Source organism: Curtobacterium sp. MCPF17_047 (assembly GCF_003234045.1).
Lineage (GTDB): Bacteria > Actinomycetota > Actinomycetes > Actinomycetales > Microbacteriaceae > Curtobacterium.
Genome location: NZ_QKSF01000008.1, coordinates 130,689 through 148,975, shown reverse-complemented (window position 1 = coordinate 148,975; position 18,287 = coordinate 130,689). Strand labels below are relative to the sequence as shown.

The 18,287-nt window shown below is 69.0% G+C and carries 21 protein-coding genes, 1 tRNA gene and 1 pseudogene; 14 read left to right on the top strand and 9 right to left on the bottom strand.

Annotated features, from left to right (window positions below):
- Positions 1 to 86: 86 nt before the first annotated feature.
- Positions 87 to 176 (top strand) — tRNA-Ser (locus DEJ33_RS10185).
- Between the two features lie 433 nt (positions 177 to 609).
- On the opposite strand, the gene DEJ33_RS10180 is transcribed toward DEJ33_RS10185, so the two are convergent.
- Positions 610 to 1,149 (bottom strand): hypothetical protein, encoded by a 540-nt coding sequence (locus DEJ33_RS10180; RefSeq protein ID WP_111076869.1) that lies wholly within the window; start codon positions 1,147 to 1,149, stop codon positions 610 to 612.
- Positions 1,150 to 1,899: 750 nt separating this feature from the next.
- On the opposite strand from DEJ33_RS10180, the gene DEJ33_RS10170 reads away from it, so the two are divergent.
- Complete coding sequence (locus tag DEJ33_RS10170) at positions 1,900 to 2,298, top strand: hypothetical protein (RefSeq protein WP_111076867.1); 399 nt, start codon at positions 1,900 to 1,902, stop codon at positions 2,296 to 2,298.
- Positions 2,299 to 2,403: 105 nt separating this feature from the next.
- Here the strand turns inward: DEJ33_RS10170 and DEJ33_RS16915 are convergent, their stop codons facing one another.
- Positions 2,404 to 3,342, bottom strand: a complete 939-nt coding sequence (locus tag DEJ33_RS16915) for a hypothetical protein (RefSeq protein WP_181436488.1) — start codon at positions 3,340 to 3,342, stop codon at positions 2,404 to 2,406.
- Between DEJ33_RS16915 and DEJ33_RS17765 the strand changes: the two are divergent.
- The 3 genes and pseudogenes from DEJ33_RS17765 to DEJ33_RS10160 all read left to right on the top strand — a co-directional run.
- Positions 3,274 to 3,945, top strand: a pseudogene (locus DEJ33_RS17765) (RHS repeat-associated core domain-containing protein); the annotation flags it as partial. The gene DEJ33_RS16915 and the pseudogene DEJ33_RS17765 sit on opposite strands and share 69 nt — an antisense overlap.
- 375 nt (positions 3,946 to 4,320) lie before the next feature.
- Complete coding sequence (locus tag DEJ33_RS17585) at positions 4,321 to 5,097, top strand: carboxymuconolactone decarboxylase family protein (RefSeq protein WP_258374555.1); 777 nt, start codon at positions 4,321 to 4,323, stop codon at positions 5,095 to 5,097.
- Positions 5,094 to 5,495 carry a cupin domain-containing protein gene (locus DEJ33_RS10160; protein ID WP_111076865.1) on the top strand — a complete coding sequence of 134 codons (402 nt, stop codon included), beginning with the start codon at positions 5,094 to 5,096 and terminating at the stop codon, positions 5,493 to 5,495. Before DEJ33_RS17585 ends, DEJ33_RS10160 begins: the two co-directional genes overlap by 4 nt.
- A gap of 138 nt (positions 5,496 to 5,633) precedes the next feature.
- Here DEJ33_RS10160 and DEJ33_RS10155 read toward each other — a convergent pair whose 3' ends face one another.
- The 3 genes from DEJ33_RS10155 to mtnN all read right to left on the bottom strand — a co-directional run bounded on the left by DEJ33_RS10155 (position 5,634) and on the right by mtnN (position 7,993).
- Positions 5,634 to 6,263 carry a TetR/AcrR family transcriptional regulator gene (locus DEJ33_RS10155; RefSeq protein WP_111077081.1) on the bottom strand — a complete coding sequence of 210 codons (630 nt, stop codon included), beginning with the start codon at positions 6,261 to 6,263 and terminating at the stop codon, positions 5,634 to 5,636.
- A gap of 110 nt (positions 6,264 to 6,373) precedes the next feature.
- Positions 6,374 to 7,120, bottom strand: coding sequence for an SDR family NAD(P)-dependent oxidoreductase (locus DEJ33_RS10150; protein WP_111076864.1), 747 nt, complete (start codon positions 7,118 to 7,120; stop codon positions 6,374 to 6,376).
- 135 nt (positions 7,121 to 7,255) lie between these two features.
- A complete protein-coding gene (mtnN, locus tag DEJ33_RS10145) occupies positions 7,256 to 7,993 on the bottom strand; it encodes a 5'-methylthioadenosine/S-adenosylhomocysteine nucleosidase (protein WP_181432844.1) in 738 nt (245 codons plus the stop codon).
- A 123-nt stretch (positions 7,994 to 8,116) separates the two neighbouring features.
- On the opposite strand from mtnN, the gene DEJ33_RS10140 reads away from it, so the two are divergent.
- Together DEJ33_RS10140 and DEJ33_RS10135 are read left to right on the top strand one after the other, a co-directional pair.
- Entirely contained in the window at positions 8,117 to 8,821 is a 705-nt protein-coding gene (locus tag DEJ33_RS10140; protein WP_111076862.1) for an AmiS/UreI family transporter, read from the top strand.
- A 28-nt stretch (positions 8,822 to 8,849) separates the two neighbouring features.
- On the top strand, positions 8,850 to 10,088 hold the full coding sequence (locus DEJ33_RS10135; protein WP_111076861.1) for an acyl-CoA dehydrogenase family protein: 1,239 nt from the start codon (positions 8,850 to 8,852) through the stop codon (positions 10,086 to 10,088).
- Between the two features lie 195 nt (positions 10,089 to 10,283).
- On the opposite strand, the gene DEJ33_RS10130 is transcribed toward DEJ33_RS10135, so the two are convergent.
- Positions 10,284 to 10,490: a hypothetical protein gene (locus DEJ33_RS10130; protein WP_146245916.1), complete on the bottom strand. Its 207-nt coding sequence runs from the start codon at positions 10,488 to 10,490 to the stop codon at positions 10,284 to 10,286.
- On the opposite strand from DEJ33_RS10130, the gene DEJ33_RS10125 reads away from it, so the two are divergent.
- Positions 10,483 to 11,145, top strand: a complete 663-nt coding sequence (locus DEJ33_RS10125; RefSeq protein WP_146245915.1) for a hypothetical protein — start codon at positions 10,483 to 10,485, stop codon at positions 11,143 to 11,145. The two genes, DEJ33_RS10130 and DEJ33_RS10125, sit on opposite strands and share 8 nt — an antisense overlap.
- A gap of 20 nt (positions 11,146 to 11,165) precedes the next feature.
- A complete protein-coding gene (locus DEJ33_RS10120) occupies positions 11,166 to 11,624 on the top strand; it encodes a hypothetical protein (RefSeq protein ID WP_258374581.1) in 459 nt (152 codons plus the stop codon).
- 173 nt (positions 11,625 to 11,797) lie between these two features.
- Here the strand turns inward: DEJ33_RS10120 and msrA are convergent, their stop codons facing one another.
- Complete coding sequence (msrA, locus tag DEJ33_RS10115) at positions 11,798 to 12,319, bottom strand: peptide-methionine (S)-S-oxide reductase MsrA (protein ID WP_111076857.1); 522 nt, start codon at positions 12,317 to 12,319, stop codon at positions 11,798 to 11,800.
- A gap of 128 nt (positions 12,320 to 12,447) precedes the next feature.
- Between msrA and DEJ33_RS10110 the strand changes: the two genes are divergently transcribed.
- Complete coding sequence (locus DEJ33_RS10110) at positions 12,448 to 12,816, top strand: hypothetical protein (RefSeq protein ID WP_146242588.1); 369 nt, start codon at positions 12,448 to 12,450, stop codon at positions 12,814 to 12,816.
- A gap of 63 nt (positions 12,817 to 12,879) precedes the next feature.
- Here DEJ33_RS10110 and DEJ33_RS10105 read toward each other — a convergent pair whose 3' ends face one another.
- A complete protein-coding gene (locus DEJ33_RS10105) occupies positions 12,880 to 13,872 on the bottom strand; it encodes a helix-turn-helix transcriptional regulator (RefSeq protein WP_111076855.1) in 993 nt (330 codons plus the stop codon).
- Between the two features lie 156 nt (positions 13,873 to 14,028).
- On the opposite strand from DEJ33_RS10105, the gene DEJ33_RS10100 reads away from it, so the two are divergent.
- The 4 genes from DEJ33_RS10100 to DEJ33_RS10090 all read left to right on the top strand — a co-directional run bounded on the left by DEJ33_RS10100 (position 14,029) and on the right by DEJ33_RS10090 (position 17,315).
- Positions 14,029 to 15,756 (top strand): AMP-binding protein, encoded by a 1,728-nt coding sequence (locus DEJ33_RS10100; RefSeq protein ID WP_111076854.1) that lies wholly within the window; start codon positions 14,029 to 14,031, stop codon positions 15,754 to 15,756.
- A 59-nt stretch (positions 15,757 to 15,815) separates the two neighbouring features.
- Positions 15,816 to 15,983 (top strand): hypothetical protein, encoded by a 168-nt coding sequence (locus tag DEJ33_RS17250; RefSeq protein WP_181432843.1) that lies wholly within the window; start codon positions 15,816 to 15,818, stop codon positions 15,981 to 15,983.
- Between the two features lie 3 nt (positions 15,984 to 15,986).
- The gene (locus tag DEJ33_RS10095; protein WP_111076853.1) at positions 15,987 to 16,718 is read left to right on the top strand and encodes an OBAP family protein; all 732 of its coding nucleotides are present in this window, start codon (positions 15,987 to 15,989) and stop codon (positions 16,716 to 16,718) included.
- 135 nt (positions 16,719 to 16,853) lie between these two features.
- Positions 16,854 to 17,315, top strand: a complete 462-nt coding sequence (locus DEJ33_RS10090; RefSeq protein ID WP_111076852.1) for a BLUF domain-containing protein — start codon at positions 16,854 to 16,856, stop codon at positions 17,313 to 17,315.
- Between the two features lie 105 nt (positions 17,316 to 17,420).
- On the opposite strand, the gene DEJ33_RS10085 is transcribed toward DEJ33_RS10090, so the two are convergent.
- Positions 17,421 to 18,278, bottom strand: a complete 858-nt coding sequence (locus tag DEJ33_RS10085; protein ID WP_111076851.1) for an enoyl-CoA hydratase/isomerase family protein — start codon at positions 18,276 to 18,278, stop codon at positions 17,421 to 17,423.
- Between the last annotated feature and the right edge of the window lie 9 nt (positions 18,279 to 18,287).

Sequence of the window (18,287 nt, the reverse complement as noted above, 5' to 3'; positions counted from 1 at the left end):
GACGAGGCGCCGGAGGTGCGCGCCTGTGGAGGGGAGGCGTGCTGGGGTGTCGCCGGGGGCCTCCCGGATCGTGTAAACTCTTTCCCGGTACCGTGTCCGAGCGGCCGAAGGATCATGTCTCGAAAACATGTGTGGGGGCAACTCCACCGTGGGTTCAAATCCCACCGGTACCGCCATAGAAAACCCCCGTTCACGCGGGGGTTTTCTTCTTTCCGAGAGCGGCTCTGGTGCACGTTTGGTGCACATCTCGAGCGCATGACTCGTTGCCGTCGTCGCCTCCTCCTCCTCGGCAGCGTGGTCAGCCCTAGTTCGTCCGACCCGGTGCCCTAGGCACCCTCGCCTGTCCCTCGAGTGCGGCAGCGAAGCAGAAATCGCGTGTCGGCATGTCCAAGCGGGCGCTTCGCGGAGGTGGAGCAGCCACGTGGTTCCACAGCGGCGAGCTGGACAGGCATCCTCGAGGGATGTCGATAGACGACCCCCGCCTTCGGTTCCCGCTGTGCGGCTACCAGGTTGCGACTGCGCCACCGGGTGTCGATCCGCCGGGGAGCGGTCGAATGCGGCGACGTCCGAAAGCCCGAGCCCTCAGCTCGCTCTTCCGAGGATCCCCAGTCAGAAGCCGGGGACCACGCGGACTCCATCACTGCGGCGCGGGGCAGCGCGGGCACCGCCCATGCTCCCTCCGACTTCCGCGCACACACGCTCTCCGAACGAATTGGGCGGTTCTATGACGCCGCCGGTCTGCGCGACTGGTTTCAGATCAGCAGCGAAGCAGTCGGCGCGCAGGTTCGAAGCGGAGAGCTGCTCGCCGTTGTGACTGCGGACGGCTTCCGCCTCCTTCCCGCGTTCCAGATCGACGAGGGCGGCCAGCTCCTGCCTCGACTGCGCGAGGTACTCTCGGAACTCGATCCGGCACGGGTTGACCCGTGGGGCAATGCCGTTTGCCTGAACGCGCCAAGCGATGACCTCGACGGCCTCACCCCCGCAGCGGCGCTCCGAACTGAGCGAGTTGATGACATGATTCGTCTCGCTCGTCAATCGGGAGCGTTCCGACTTGGATGAGGCACGCTGGCCTCCGGTGCACTGTTGCAGTCCGCTTAGACCGTTGAGATACAGCTGCGGCGCGATGCGCTCCTCGTCGACGACGACCACTTGGACGGGGCGTGCGCCTGGCTTCGGGATCAAAACGCAGGCCGGTGAGAATCCCGGGGTCATTCGGTGGCGCTCGTGCCGTATCGAGGCAGCAACTCGGGGTAGTCCTGCGGGTCGATCCGCCATGCAGTGTCGGCCTGGGGCCAATTGGTGGCGCGCGGTTGAGACGGAGCCCCGAACCGTGGGGTCAATTGGTAGCGCGCGGTTGAGACGGAGCCCCGAACCGTGGGGTCATTTGGTGGCGCGCGGTCGAGATTGACCCCCGAACCGTGGGGTCATTTGGTGGCGGTCACGTTCCGGGGTCATCCTCAACCGGCGTGCTCGAGCGGTTGCCAGTGGCTGCGCGTGTGCGCGTTTCAGGCTTCGCCGTCGCGGAGCCGCTGTTCGACGCGGCTATGGACCACGTCCGAGTAGCCACTCCGCTCGATTTCACGGCGGATGAGGACCCGTATCGACATACCCGCGTCGTGCTGACGCTCCCACCAATCGAGAGTACGGACGTGTCGACCTTCGGGATCGAGATTCGCTTGCGTTCGGACGTGCCGACCGTGCTCTCCGTGCTGGCCATCGTGTCCTCTTCTGATCAGGGGCCTCACCACAGTGTCCCGTCCGCGTCGGGTGCCGTTATAACGACAAGCCGAGCCACCCGCGTTCGCGCCCCGAGATGGGGGTTCGTGCAGGGGTATCGACTCTGACTGGATGGACACATGGATACGCACGAGGGGAGCTCGGCCGGAGCATCAGCACAGCGTGGCTGTCGTTCGTCGCGGCGCCGACGTCGCCTATCAGGCCCGCGTCCATGGGACGATCCAGGCGCTGCCGGGCGGAGCCGACCGGAGCAACACGATCATGGCCCGCGCGGGGCTCACCCACGAGCGGTTCCTCGAGCTGCTCCGGTCGACGCGGCGCGTCACCCGCGATGAGTTCCAGAGCTTCGCCAAGGCGCTGCGTGTCTCACCTCGATGGCTGGCCATCGGAGCTGGCGAGCCCGCCGACGGCGTGGCGGGTTGGGTCGCACCCCCTGAGGGCTGGCACACCTTCGGCTCCCCCGTCGATCAGCCCGACGTCGAGCTCGAGTTCTCCGAGGCCCTCGACCCGGACGACCTGATGCCGCGATGGAAACGCCCCCGCACGACGGTGGCCGCATGACGGCGCGGATCCTGATGACCGGGAGCCGCGAGTGGACCAACGTCCAGTTCGCCGGTGAGGGTGCAGCATGCCCCTTGTTCTCATTCACCACCCCAACGGGCGCTTTCATATCCTGAAAGAGTCCAGGCCCTCCAAGGCTACGTCGGAAGCAAGTTCGATTGTCCCGAGGTCCTGTCCTGCAAACGGCAGTTTGATGGTCGCCACTTCTTCTTCATGAGTCGAGAAAACATCAGTCGCGGCTAGCCGCATTGCCCTCCCCTCCAGCTTGTAACACAAGACTTCCGAATTTCCTGCCCAGCCGAGTGGCACCCAATCAAGGTCGGCCGGATACTTGAGGGAAGCAACGATTTTATTTTTTTCAACGTCAAGGACGGTGACGGTGAAGTCAACCACTTGCCCGACATTGACATGCACGCCGAGCAGATGACTCCCCGACGCGTTCCATGACGCTGAACTGGTAATCTCAAAGCCGTATCGGCGTCGACCCCACGACCCATCGAAGTTGATTATATCGACTGCTGGGACTGGATTTCCCCACCATTGAAAGTTGATGGCCAACTGTGTACCTGATGGGGAGAACTGTACTGGCCTACCACTCCAGTTGGATCCCCGAAGAAACGTAGTGGGCAGACGATAGAGTCCATCCTCGGGCACTATCGGTACAGGATCCGGCGCGATCGATTCCTCGGGATTCGGGAGTGATATTCGATAGGTGCTTCTCGTGAACTGCGTTGCTACCACATCGGTCATCTCAACGAAACATGCACGATCGCCCGGGCCCAAAAACACCTCCTCGTGCAACGGAAGCGGCGTTTCCTCTGTTTCCTCGCCTGTCATCAAATTCAAGACCCAGCGCTGTGACAGCGTGCCGGGAAGGCCATTCGAGCGGTACCGCAGAGCCCGGCCGTCCCGCTGGAGCTCAAAGTGGAGCCCGTCGAGGAGGGCCGCGAAAGGACGGACAACTTTCACGAAGCCATGGCCCGTTTCCCACACCCAGGCGCCGGCAGGGCCAGTGACAAGGAAGGCTGCGGGACGCGCGAGCACGGTTGGTCGTTGCGCTTTGGGGGGAGTCACGGTTCCTCTTCTGTCATTGAACGTCTCGCAGATACTCGCACGTGCATGCTCTCGCCGTGGGTGACCCCTGTTTGGGGAGTACTGCCCGAACCTGAGTATCCGCTAAAAATTAGCCCAAGCGGTGCCAGGGGCGTCACCCGTAGTGCGTCGTCGACCGCCTACACGAACTCGTCGCTCGGCCTCATGACCGAGAACACCTCTGCAGGAGTCACTGCTTACACTCGAAGCAACAGCGGTGAGATTGTCGGCAGCCGAGCTCCGAATGCAGCAAATGTCTACTTCATTCTCGATTCCCTCGGATCCGTCGTTGGTTTGTTCGACAAGGCCGGATCGTTCTCTGGCGGGTATTCCTACGCACCGTACGGCGAAACCCGCTCTTCCTCAAATAGCTCGGTTACGAACAGCAATTTCTTGCGCTATATCGCGAGTTACTTCGATTCTTCCGTCAATCTGTATCGACTTGGCGCAAGGTACTACGACACAGCACAAGCGCGATTCACACAGTTCGACCCCTCGGGGCAGGAACGCAACCCGTACGCATACGCGAGCGGAGATCCCATCGGAGCGAGCGACGCATCAGGTCTCATCACAGATGCGCAAGCCGATCTGGTGGCCACAGGAAACCCCCGCTTCGGCGGGGGTTTTCTTCTTCCGCCCGTTCGCTGCGGCGCGTTCTTGGTGCTCCTTGTAGCGGTCCGTGCGCGCTCCAGTCTTGGTTCCGACCACCTGGACGCAGGCCCGCCCATCCGTCGGCCGCGCGGACGAGGTGCACACGGCCGTGTTCCCGGAACGACGGTGGAGGACAACGTCGGTGCATCCGGACGGCATCTCGTCCCGCCCATCGGGCTGACGAGGGGTGCTCTGGTGGAGCATCTCTCCGCGCACCGCCGCGGCCTACCGTCGGACACGGCCGCGCAGGTGGCGGCCGGCGAGGAAGGGAACGGCACCATGCCCATCAGTGACGCAGCACGGCAGGAGGTGGCGGCGCTCCTCCCCGGCAGCCCGTCCGACCTCGCCACGACGGACCCGGAGTTCATCGAGCTCCACCAGGACTTCGCCTTCGACGAGGTACTCCGCCACACCTCGCTGTCCCGCGTGGACCGGTTGACGATGCAGCTCGGCGCGATCATCGCCGTCGGCGGCCAGACCGAGTACCGCACGATGCTCGGCGCGGCGCTGAACGGCGGCGTGACCCCCGTCGTCGCGAAGGAGGTCGTCTACCAGACGACCGCGTACGTCGGCGCGGCGCGGTCCATCGACTTCCTCCGCATCACGAACGAGGTCCTCGCGGAGCGCGGCGTCCAGCTCCCGCTGGAGGGCCAGTCGACCACCACCCCCGCCGACCGCCTCGCCGTCGGACGGGCGACGCAGAGCGAGATCGTCGGAGCGGGCGTCGTCGACGGCATGTACGAGACCGCTCCTGCCGACGCTGTCCACGTCCAGGAGTTCCTGTCCGGCAACTGCTTCGGTGACTACTACACCCGCACAGGGTTGGACGTGCAGCGCCGCGAGCTCCTGACGTTCGCGATCCTCGTCGGCCTCGGCGGAGCCGATGCCCAGGTCGCCGGACACGTCGCGATGAACCGCAACGTCGGCAACACCCGGCAGGACCTGCTCGACGTGCTCACCGTCCTGGTGCCGTACGTCGGCTACCCCCGCACCCTCAACGGCCTCGCAGCCATCAACGACGGCGCTCCCGCCGGCAACGGAAAGGAACAGGCATGAACATCGAACCCCGCACCCCGACCCGGAAGAACCCGCCGGAGCAGTTCGCGGGTGACGTTTGGGTGGACATGATCGTCACGCCGCGCGAGGCGGGCCAGCACGCCACCGCGGCGCTCGTCCGGTTCGCGCCCGGCGCCCGCACCGCGTGGCACTCCCACGAGAAGGGCCAGTACCTGCACGTCACCGCCGGCATCGCTCGGTTCGGGACGCGCGACGGCGAGATCATCGAGGTCCACGCCGGGCAGACCCTGTACACGGCCCCGGGCGAGGAGCACTTCCACTCGGCCCCCGAGGACGGCTTCATGGAGCACATCGCGTTCCTGGAACTCGGAGAGGACCCGAGCGTCGCGACGACCTGGAAGGAACACGTCACCGACGACGAGCTCGCCGGTCGCTGATCGCGACGCGGGAGGGTCGCCGGACGGACGGACGGACGGACCGACGGACCGACGGGCGGGAGGCGCGGTGCCAGGTGGCACCGCGCCTCCCGTCCGTTCACGGGGAACGCGTCGTCGTCGCCGTGACGCCGTCGTCGGTCAGGACCAGTCGCCGTCGGCCGTGCCGAGGTGCTCGCGTCCCAGGTCGGTGATCGGGACCGCGGCGAGGCTGGTCAGCCCGATGTCGAGCAGCGTCGCGCGGGAGACGCCGGATCCGCCGAGGGTGGACATCCCCTCGATGACCGCGCAGAAGTACGCTCCCAACGAGCCGGAGTTGGCTGTGCCTTCGATCTCCCCGGCGTCCTGCGCCTCGGCGATGCAGGCGCCGTAGTGGTCCCGCATGGCGTCGAACGAGGCAGCGACGGTGGCGGCGACCTCGGCGTCCTGCGTCGCCAGCTCGACGGCGGCCTTCGTGAAGAGGGACGGGGGAGCCTGCGATGCCCCGTGTTCGACGGCGACCTTCACGAGCTGCGCCCGGATCCGCCCGATCGGGCTGTCCGAGCCGTGGCGGATCGACTCGACGGCGTCGACCGCCTCGGCGGCGTCGCTGAGGAACGCCCGCATGAACAGTTCCTTCTTGCCGCCGAAGGCGTTGTAGAGGCTCTGTCGGGCGAGACCGGTGGCCTCGAGGAGGGTGTCGAGGGACGTGCCGGCATAGCCCGTCTCGGCGAACGCCTTCCGGGCGCGGGCGACGACGTCGGCTTCGTCGAACGTCCGAGGTCTCGGCACGGTCGTCCTCCTGGTCTGCTGCGGGGCTGTCGTGACCATCATGACGCAGCGGGCACGGCCTCGGCTCGGGTGGTGCACCACCCGAGCCCGGTCCGGCGCCGGCCTCGCCGTCAGACGATCGAGGCTCCGCCGTCGACCAGGACCTCGCTGCCGGTCATGCCCGAGCTCTGGTCCGAGACCAGGAACAGGACGGTGGCGGCGATCTCCTCGGGCCGGAGCAGTCGACCGAGCGCGACCCCGGAGGCGATCTGCGCCAGGAGGGCGTCCGGGTCGCTCGGCGCGAGGCCCTTGAGGCCGGGCGTCTCGGTGGGGCCGGGGACGATGGTGTTGATGCGGATCCCACGAGGAGCCAGGTCTGCCGCCCACGTGCGGGTCATCGCCGCGACTGCCGCCTTGGAACCGCCGTAGAGCCCGAAGTGGCGCTCCGTGCCGGACGCCGCGGTCGAGCCGGTCACGACGATCGCGGCACCCTCGTTCAGCAGGGGCAGGGCGCCCTGGATCGTCAGCGTGGTGCCGCGCACGTTCGTTGCGAAGGCGTTGTCGATGTCCTCGGCCGTCACCTCGGCGAGCGGCTTGAACTCGCCCAGTCCGGCATTGGCGTGCACCGCGTCGAGTCCGGTGCCGCGCGCTGCGATCACCTCGAAGAGCGTGCGCACGTCGGCCGGGTCGGAGGCGTCCGCCCGGACGGCGGTGACGGCGTCACCGAACTCGGCCTGGACGGCGTCGAGCTGCGCCTGCCGACGGCCGGTGACGAAGACGTGGGCGCCCTCGTCGACGAAGCGGCGGACGACCGCCTCGCCGATCCCCGAGGTGCCGCCGGTCACCAGTGCGGTCTTGCCGGTGAGTGCTGCGTTCATGTTGAAGCTCCGTTCGTGTAGTGGACTGATCGGTCTCGAACGTACGCTTGCTGGACCGATCAGTCAAGAACTCGAACAGGATGACGCGCGCGGTGTGGAGCCGCTCACGCTGACGGCGGCCGGGCGACACACCGCTCACGCAGCAGGCAGCGGACCCGTCCCCGACGCCAACCCGACGACGAGCCCGTGCACGATCCGGGCAGCCCGGGCGGCTGCATCGTCGAGGTGCTGCCGGAACTCGTCACCGTCCGGCGCGCACAGGTCGCTGATGCCGCGGACCGACACGAACGGCATCGCGTGCACGTGGGCGAACTGGGCGATCGCCGCCGACTCCATGTCGACCGCGGCGACCGTCGGGAAGGCCTGGCGGAGGTCGCGGGCGCGCCCCTCGGTCACGAAGACCTCGCTCGACCCGATCGGTGCCAGACGGACGACGTCGGAGGTCTGGACGTCCTGCGCACGGCGGACGAGGTCGGGGTCCCCGGTGAACCCGGCGGGCATGCCCGGCACCTGGCCGAGCGCGTACCCGAAGGCCGTGGCGTCGGCGTTGAGGTTCACGTACCAGTCGCCGATGACGACGTCGCCGAGCTGGACGTCCCGCGCGAGACCGCCCGCTGTCCCGACGCTGATGACCGGGATGCCCGAGCCGAAGTCGTGGAAGGCGTGGGCGACGGCCGCGGTGGCGTTCGTGAAGCCGATCCCACTCCGGCGGACGGCGACCGCGGAACCGTCGACGTCGAGCAGGTGGTGCTCGTCGTGGCCGCCGGTCGGCCCGTGCAGGACCGGCTCGCCGCCGATCAGGTCCGTGAAGGCCGAGACCTCTTCGCTCATGGCGGCGATCACCACGGCCACGGGTCGTCGAGGGGCATCCACCGGACGATCCTCCCACAGGGGCGTGCGCGATCCGGCGCTGCGGGCCAGCGTCACGAACCGCAGCATTCCGTAAGCGGCGGTCATCTTCCCCCGCTCGTGCACACCGCGTGGCACCTTCTCGGCATGGCCTCCATCTGCTTGATCCTGTCCGCGGCCGCGCTGCTCCTCAACGGCCTCACCCTGCTCGGACGCGTCCCCGGACGCGACAGCGGGGTCTCCAACGTCCTCATCGGCGGGCTGCAGCTGCTGCTCTGCACCGCCGTCGCTGTCACGGCCGACGGGTCGCTCCCGGCCCTGCTCGCGATCACCGGGACGTTCCTGTTCGGCCTGACGTACCTGTACGTCGGGGTGGACGCGCTCGCGGGCCTCGGATCGGCGGGGCTCGGTTGGTTCTGCGGCCTGGTCGCCGTGGCCGCGGTGGTGTTCGCCGGGGTCCACGTCGTCGACGACCCGGTGCTCGCGGTGCTGTGGGCCGGGTGGGCGCTGCTCTGGTCGCTGTTCTTCGTGCTCCTGGCGCTCGGCCGGGCGTCGATCACGGCGTACACCGGCTGGGCGCTGGTGCTGGCCAGCCCACTGACCGCACTCGTGCCGGCGCTGCTCGCCCTCACCGACCGCTGGCCGACGGGATCGGCCGCCGCCGGCGTCGCGGTGCTCGGCGAGCTGGTCGTGTTCGGCGGGGCAGCCGCCCTGGCCCGCCGCAGCGCACGGAGCACGACCGTCCCGGCCACCCGGACCGCCGCGACCGACCCGGCCACCCGGACCACCGCGACCGACCCGGCCACCACGCCGGCCGGTGCGTCCCTGCCCAGTGCGACCGCAGCCTCCTGACCGCCCGCCACACGAGATCGGACGAACCATGACCACGACGACCATCACCCCGCGCACCGTGCCCGACACCGTTCCCGACTACGAGACCCTCGCCGCGCGCTTCCGACCGCTCTTCGACCGGATCGCCGCCGGGGCCTCCGAGCGCGAGCGCACGCACACCCTCCCGACCGCCGAGATCCGCGAACTCGCCGCCGCCGGCTTCGGTGCCCTGCGGGTCCCCGTCGAACACGGCGGCGCCGGTGCCACGCTGCCGCAGCTGTTCCGGCTGCTGACCGAGCTCGCCGCCGCCGACAGCAACATCCCGCAGGCCCTCCGCGGCCACTTCGCCCTGGTCGAGGACCGTCTGGTCGGCCGTTCGGGGGAGAGGGTCGGCTGGCTCGACCGCTTCGGCCGCGGCGAGATCGCCGGCAACTCGTGGACCGAGGTCGGCGCCGTGCAGATCGGCGACGTCATCACGAAGGTCACCCCGCAGCCCGGCGGCACGTTCCGGATCAGCGGGCAGAAGTACTACTCCACGGGCAGCGTCTTCGCGGACTGGATCGACACCTACGCCGAGCGCACCGACACGGGCGAGCGGGTGATCGCGATCGTCGACGCCCACCAGGACGGCGTCACCCACGGCGACGACTGGGACGGCTTCGGCCAGCAGACGACCGGCTCCGGCACGAGCACCTTCGTCGACGCGCGCGTCGAGCCGGACGCGGTCACCCTGTTCGACGACCGGTTCAAGTACCAGACCGCCTTCTACCAGGGGGTGCTGCTGGCGGTCCTTGCCGGGTCGGTCCTGGCCGCCGAACGGGAGGTCGCCCTCGCCGTCCGCACCCGCAACCGCGTCTTCTCACACGGCAACGCCGACACCTTCGCCGCCGACCCGCAGATCCTGCAGGTCGTCGGCGAGGTCTCGTCCGCCGGCTTCGCCGCCGCCGCGATCGTCGACCGGGCAGCGGAGGCGCTGCAGGCCGCGTACGAGGGAGCAGCCCTGGACGAGGCCGAGGACGAGCGCCGGAACGACCGTGCCGAACTCGCGACCGCGCAGGCGCAGGTCGCACTCACGTCGCTCGCGACGCAGGCGACCTCGCACCTGTTCGACGCGCTCGCCGCGTCCGGCGTCAGCACGACGAAGAACCTGGACCGGCACTGGCGGAACGCCCGGACCGCGGGCAGCCACAACCCGTGGGTGTTCAAGGCGCGGATCGTCGGGGACCACGCCGTGAACGGCGCGGAGCCGCCGCGGGTTTGGGCGATCGGCGCGACGCGCGCGCGGTAGCCGCGACCGACGGACGGGAGGCCCGGTACCAGCTGGTACCGGGCCTCCCGTCCGTCGCATACGCGAGCTCTTTGTCCGGAGAACGGGTGCGCAGCGTTGCGGGAGCACGCAATGTTCCCCCAGAACAGGTGCCCGCCCCGTTGAGAGGGACCGAGCAGGAGCTACCGTGAGCGAGCCCGAAGCATTGACACAGTCTCAATAAAGGATCGTCATCGTCATGTTCAGCAAGAAGGTGCTCGTCTCGATCTCGTTGGGGTGGGCCGTGGTCCTGGTCGTAAGCGGCTGCAGTACCGCTGCATCCAACGTCCCGGCGGGTTCCGTCGCCGACCAGTCGGCGTCGTCGGGCTCATCCAGCGGCCAGTCGTCGAGTGTGCCAGTGCCGACGAAGTCGGCTGTGAGCACGGTCGCTGCGCTCCCCTTCAACGCCAGCGGGTACCTCGCGGGGAACGTCACGCCGACGTTGGACGCTGGTGAGGCTGGTGCCGTCTCGGTTGTGTCCACTGCGGCACTGAAGCGCGACGACGCGGTGCTCGGCGGAGGCACGTTGCCCTTCGCGTTCCGCAACAACACTGGTGCGACGATCTCGCACATCGACTTCACCGGGACCGCCACCGTGGACGGCAAGGTGGTCGCGACCGGAGCCAGCCAAGGCACGGTGCCCGCGCACGTCAAGCCCGGGGAAATGGGGTTCAGCTACCTTTACTTGGAGGACGTCAAGTCGCTCCCGGACTCCGGTGCGCAGTACGACTTCCGGGCCTCGACGATGCCTGCCGACAACTCGTCGTTCAACACTGCGCCCCTCAAGGTCACCCAGGCTGACAACAACGGCTCCGCCATAATCGGTTCAGCGGTGAATTCCACAGGCAAGCCGCTGTCCGGGCCGTACGCGGTGGACGTCTACTGCTTCACCGACGGCGCACTCTCGTCCGCTGGCACGATGGACTTCGCAACAGAAACCGGTGATGTTGCACCCGACGGGACGGTCTCGTTCAGCCACGATCTCTACGACTCGCCCTGCGACAGCTTCGTCGTGGGCGTCTCCGGGTACTTCGCATGAAGCGCATGATCGGACCGGTCATGATCGCTGCAGTTCTCGTCCTGAGCGGGTGCAGCGCCGCTGGTTCAACGAATTCCGGTGCCGAGTCGAAGCAGTCCTCGACCGCGGCGGCGGACACTTCGACGACGACTCCCACTCCCACTCCCACCGCGCCTGATCTCGTCGGTACCTGGAAGCAGAACAACTCAGCGAGTGCGGACGGGTACACCAGCGCAACCATCACGGCAGACACCATCACGGTGGAGTTCGTGACGGACAACGGTGACACCAGGTCCCTCTTCTGGGTCGGGACGTATACGCCGCCGACCGACGGATCCGAAAAGTACACGTGGACGTCGAAGCGCGATGAGGCGGCGACGGCTTCGGCCCTCCTGGCCTCCACTGATCCCACGAAGGACTTCGTCTACGACGACGAGGAGATCAGCTTCCCCGTGACGATCGCGGGTACCACAGCCACCGTGCGGATGTCGAAGGACTGAGTCGCTTCAGGTCCTCGGCTGCGGGGAGGCACGATGTCAGACCGGACGACGTGAGCGGCACCGCGGCGGTGACCGAAGGCTCTTCTTGTAGGCGGATCTCGCCGTGCGACGGACGGGAGGCCCGGTACCAGCTGGTACCGGGCCTCCCGTTCCGTTTCTGCTCGCGCTGGGCGTCAGGCCGTGGCAGCCGTCTCGCTGCGCTTCGGGAGCACCCAGTTCGGGCGCACGAAGTGGCACGTGTACCCGTAGGGGTCCTTCTCGAGGTAGTCCTGGTGCTCCTCCTCGGCCTCCCAGAACGGGCCGACCGGAGCGACCTCGGTGACGACCTTGCCCGGCCAGATGCCCGACGCGTCGACGTCCGCGATGGTGTCGAGCGCGACGTCACGCTGCTCGTCCGAGGCGAAGAAGATCGCCGAACGGTAGCTGACACCCACGTCGTTGCCCTGCCGGTCCTTGGTGGACGGGTCGTGGATCTGGAAGAAGAACTCGAGGAGCTCGCGGTACGAGATCACCGAGGAGTCGAAGACGATCTCGACGGCCTCGGCGTGCGTGCCGTGGTTGCGGTAGGTGGCGTTGGGGACGTCGCCGCCGGAGTAGCCGACGCGTGTGCTGATGACGCCCGGGCGTCGGCGGAGCAGCTGCTGTGCTCCCCAGAAACATCCGCCGGCGAGGATCGCGGTCTCGGTGGTGGGCATCGGTACCTCCGTGGTTCGTGACGCTGGCTGCGACAGTACCGGGTGCAACACCGAGGGGCCCCTGCGTGTTCCACGACCGGTCGCCCGAGCCTGGGACCGGGTGCATCCGGGCTGCGTTCACTGGGACGGTGAAGGACATCCACTACGCCGGCCGGGCGATCCGGACCACGAACGGTGCTGCCGACGCCGTCATCAGGTACGCCGCCGTCCTCGGGGCGAACCGGAAGACCGACACCGTCGACGTCCCGACGGTCGACGAGCGCGGACGACCCAGCATCGAGACGCTGCTGCTCGGTCCCGCCAGCCAGATCACCGTGGGGCCCGCAGCGGACGACGCACGGGAGGGTTCCGTCGACGACGCGGGGGTCGACGACGCGGGTGTCGACGACGCGGACTTCATCGAGCAGGTGCGTCGGCTGGCGGTGCTGGCCGGGCCGGTCCGGCCGGTGCACGAGGACCCGGACCTGCGCGCTGAGGGGTTCGACGGCTTCGACTGAGACGCGGAGCACGCGGGCGCGCGGCGCACACTGTGGTGCGCTGCTGCGCGGCCCGCCGCCCCGTCAGCGCCGCAGGGTGTTCCGCGGGTACTCGCCGTAGGCGTTCCGGTACGCGGCGGAGAACCGGCCGAGGTGCGCGAACCCCCACGCTCGGGCGATCGCCTGCACCGACCCCGTCGTCGCGTCCGTCTCCAGCAGCTCCCGTCGCACCCGTTCGAGTCGCACGTGCTGCAGGTAGCGGAGCGGGGTCATCCCGACGTGGCGCTGGAAGGCCTCCTGGGTGGCGCGGACGCTGAGCCCCGCGGCCCGGGCGACGTCCGAGACGTTGAGGGGCTCGGCGACGTGCTCGTGCACGAACTCGACCGCGGCACGCAGGCGTGCGCGACGGGGCAGGAACACGGCGGGCGGCAGCGCGGTGACCGTCGGCGGGTACATCCGGAGGAACGCGGCGGCCGTCCCGCGGGTCAGCGTGTGCCACAGGAGGCTGTCCACACCGCCGACACGGAGTTCGCGGGACAGCAGGGCCAGGCTGTTCCGCCACTGGGTCACGGCGGCGGGGTCGAGGGTGCGCAGGTGGTCGATGCCGAGGTCGGGGACCTGTCCGGTGTGGAACAGCTCGTCGGCGACCTCGTGCACCAGTCGGCGGGACATGTGGACCACACGCTGGTCGTAGTCCTCGTACTCGAACACGAACTCGCGAGCGGTCGGGAAGAGCATCGGGACGTCGCCGGCCATCGGGACGCGGTCGTGGACGACGTCGGGGATCCCGTTGCCGGCGGTGAGCCACTGCACGATGTAGTCGTCGGACGCGCCGATCAGGCCGCGGATCGATCCGGAGATCTGGGAGCGACGGAGCGTGACGTCGGCATCGCCCACCGCCGTGTAGCGGTACGAGAAGGGTCGGTCCGTGGTCCGCGCCGACCAGTGCCGTCCCGCGTAGAAGCCGCTGAGGTCCACGACGGCGGTGTCGGGCGACCCGCCGATCGCCTCGATGCGGACGGTGCTGCGGTCGCCGGCTGTCGAGCGGTCGGGCGCGGTGTCGTCGATCGTGGTCATCCGCGTCCTTCCCGTCCGGGCGCGCAGACAGAGCGCACCATCGAAGACCGTACGGACGGCAGCGTCCTGTCCGCGAGGGGTTGACTCGCCATGTCCGGATGCGCTAACGACTGTGTCCTGCTGGGCATCCCGAGCGGGATGGGGCAAGGTCAGAGGATGCGCACCGAACCTGCCTCCGCCTTCCGCGCCGCCCGAGACGTCCTGCTGCACGCCCGCTCCGACAGTGCCGCGGCACGCCGGGACTTCCGCTGGCCCGACGTCGGCGAGACGTTCAACTGGGCGATCGACTGGTTCGACGTCATCGCGCAGGGCAACGATCGGGAAGCACTGGTGATCGTCGAGGAGGACGGCCGCGAGTCGCACACCACCTACGCCGAGATGTCCGCGCGCTCGGACCGACTGGCGGCACGGCTGCACGACCTCGGCGTCGGCAAGGGCGACCACGTCCTGCTCATGCTCGACAACCAGCTCGAGCTCTGGGAGTCGATGCTCGCGGTGATGAAGGTCGGCGCCGTGATCCTGCCGACCTCGACCATGCTCGGGGCCGCGGACCTGCAGGACCGGATCGACCGCGGACGGGTCGCCCACGTGGTCACGACGTTCCGCGAGACCCCGAAGTACGCCGACGTCACGGGTGACTTCACGCGCATCGTCGTCGGGGGGAGCGCAGACGGGTGGACGTCGTACCCGGCCGACCTCGGCGAACCCGCGCCCGCGGACGAGTGGCGCCCGGAGGTCGTGACCGCGGCCTCCGACCCGTGCCTGGTGTACTTCACCTCGGGCACGACCGACAAGCCGAAGATGGTCGTGCACACGCAGACCTCGTACCCGGTCGGACACCTCACGACCATGTACTGGATCGGGCTGCAGCCGGGCGACGTGCACCTGGCGATCAGTTCGCCCGGCTGGGGCAAGCACGCGTGGAGCTGCTTCTTCGCCCCGTGGATCGCCGAGGCCACGGTCTTCGTCCACAACCAGGAGCGCTTCGACCCGGCCGCCCTGCTGCACCAGCTCGAGCGGGCCGAGGTCACCTCGTTCTGCGCTCCGCCGACCGTGTGGCGCCTGCTCATCCAGGCCGACCTCGGCGCGCGCCCGCGGGCACTGCGCGAGGTGGTCTCCGCCGGTGAGCCCCTCAACCCCGAGGTGATCCGCATGGTCGAGGAGGCCTGGGGTCGGACGATCCGTGACGGCTACGGCCAGACCGAGACCACCGCGATCGTCGGCAACGCCCCCGGCGACACCGTCCGCCCCGGGGCGATGGGCCACGGCCTGCCCGGCGTCGCGATCGAGCTCCTGGACCCGGTGACCGGGGAACCGGGTGTCACCGAGGGCGAGGTCTGCCTGGACCTGACCACCCGGCCGCTCAACCTGATGGCCGGGTACCTCGATGCCCCCGAGCGGACCGACGACGCCCTGCGCGGTGGGTTCTTCCACACGGGTGACGTCGCCACCCGACACGAGGACGGTTCGCTGACGTTCGTCGGGCGCACCGACGACGTCTTCAAGTCCTCGGACTACAAGGTGTCGCCGTTCGAGGTCGAGAGCGCCCTGCTCCAGCACCCCGCGGTCGCCGAGTCCGCCGTCGTCCCGGCCCCGCACGAGTCGCGGCTCAACGTCGTGAAGGCGTACGTCACGCTCGCCGCCGGGTGGGAGCCGACCGCCGAGACCGCGCGGAGCATCCTGGCGCACGCCCGGACCGCGATGCCGGCCTGGCAGCGGGTGCGCCGGGTCGAGTTCGGTGCGCTGCCGAAGACCGTGTCCGGCAAGATCCGCCGTGTCGAACTCCGCGCCCGGGAGCAGGCGGCGGTGGGCGGCGCGCCCGTCGAGGGCGAGTGGCGCGACGACCAGTTCGAGGGCCTGCGCACCGGCCGTCGGGACGACTGACCCGCTGCGGGCGGGACGACTGACCTCCCGCGCACCACGACGCGCGTAGCGTCCGCGCCATGAGCGATGCAACGAACGGAACCGGCCCGGATGGCGTGACCGACCAGGAGGCCCAGCGCACCGAGGACCTGCCCGACGGCTCCGCCTCGGGGAACGCCACCCAGGACCCCCAGCAGGACAGTGACGTGGACTCCGGCGGCGAGCCGGCGGAGCCCGAGGAGGGCTGACCGGTGCCCTGGAACCCCACCGTCCACGACCGTTCGACGGGGGTCCGGCCGCCCGGTGAGGACGGGGGCTTCCGCCTCGCGCTCCTCGACCGTGGTGCCGACCTGCTGCAGCCGACGGACCCCCTGAAGGGGTTCGACGTGTACGTCGTCGGCTTCCACTGCGTGAAGGGCGAACCCGACGTGCAGATGGAGGCGCACCACTACTGCAAGGTGGTGAACGCCGAGATGCTGCAGTGCGTGCTGTTCGACGGCAACACCGCGGACGCCAACCTCATCGGCATCGAGTACATCGTGTCCGAGCGGCTGTTCGACTCGCTGCCCGAGGACGAGAAGCCGTCCTGGCACCCCCACAACCACGAGGTGTTCTCCGGCGAGCTCGTCGCCCCCGGCCTGCCGATCCCGGTCGAGACCGAGCTGATGGGCCACCTGGTCAACTCCTACGGCAAGACCTGGCACACCTGGCACAGCGCACCGATGGGCGGGCACGAGGCCGATCCGCTGCCGGTCGGCGACCCGATGCTGATGTGGTCGTTCAACCGCGAGGGCGAGGTCCAGACCGCCCTGCAGCAGGACCGGAACACCGCCATGCACACGGACCCTGAGCCGCGGAAGGCGTCCCGCGCGAAGCACCTCGACCGCGCACACCCGCAGCGCGGTGTCGGCACGATGCGTGATGACTTCTCCGGCACCACCCCGACCCCGGGCGTCGTGGACGCGGAGGACGGCCGACCCTGACGAGTCGCCCCGATGTCACCGCCCCCCAGCGGACAGCGCCGCCCAGCTCCCAGCCACGCCGGAGTTCGCTGGCATCCGGTTCCTCGCCCGTCCTCCGCGGGTGTGTCGGGCTGCTGAACCGGAAGCGGTGCCCTGATGCTGTCGCTGATCTACTCCAGTGTCGCGACCGACACCTTCGACGACGCCGAGCTGGCCGCCCTGCTCTCGCAGAGCCGGACCGCGAACGAGCGGAACGACGTCACCGGGATGCTGCTGTTCCGGAACGGCTACTTCCTGCAGGTGCTGGAGGGCCCGGACGCGGCGGTGCGGTCGAAGATGGCCACGATCAAGACCGATCCGCGACACACGAAGGTCACGATGCTGCTCGAGGACATCATCGAGGAGCGGCAGTTCCCGGCGTGGACGATGGCGTTCGCGCCGACGTCCGCCACGGACCTGGAGGACGTGCCGGGCTACCGCGCCACGTTCGACGACGTCGAGTCGATCTCCACGGAGACCCCGGCACCGGACGCGGTGCCCTCGAACGCCTCACCGGCGCTCCGCGAGCTGATCCGCTGGTTCCAGGCCCGACCCGACCGGTTCCGCACCGCCGGCTGACCTGACCGGAGACGGACGGGAGGCCCGTGGCGACCCCGCCACGTGCCTCCCGTCCGTCGTGCGCTGTGCTCGGCCCGGTGGTCCGCGCTCAGCGCCGCGATCGGATCAGAGGCCGCTGATCACTGATTCGAGGTCGAGCTCGCCATCGCGGGTCTGCATGCCAGCGGCGAGCAGGACGTGCGCGCGGTCGGCTGCGGCCGGGGTGAACAACGGGCCGAGGAGCGCGTTCTCCGCGGCCAGGCCCGTCCGGGTGATCGCACTCGGGGCGGCGTTCACCGCCTCCTTGACCGCAGACACGACCGCGGGCTGCAGGCCGGCGATCCGACGGGCCAACGCGTCGACGAAGGCGTGGATCTCGTCCGCGGGGAGCGCTCGGTTGACGAGGCCGTACCGCTCCGCGAGTTCGGCATCGACGAGTTGCGCACCGAGGAGGATCTCGAGTGCACGCGCCCGCCCCACGAGTGCGGTGAGGTACTGGGTGCCTCCACCGCCGGCCATGATGTCCATCAGCACCTCCGGCTGCGCCTGCCCGGCCGTGCCGATGGCGGCGAAGCGCATGTCGAGGGCCATCAGGAACTCGTTGCCACCACCTCGGGCGAGGCCGGTGAGCTTGCCGATCGTGACCTGCGGAAGCGAGCGGACCTCCTCGTGGACGACCTGCATGAGGTTGAGGTCGGCGGGGAACTCCGCGTCCGGGTTCGCCTCCATCGCCGCGGCGACCGCTGTGGCCATGACGTCGGGTTCGGTGATGAACCGGGTGTCGCCGTGAGCGATGAAGATGTCCGGGTCGGCGCTGTCGAAGACGATGACGCGCACGTCCTCGTCATCACGGACCTGGGCGACGAACCGGCGGAGCGACGGCAGCAGGGTGCCGTCGGAGAGGTTCAGCGGCGGGTTGTCGATGGAGACGTTCGCGACGCCGTCGGTGACGGTGACACGAAGAGCGGGCAGGTCGTAGGTCATGGGGCTTCT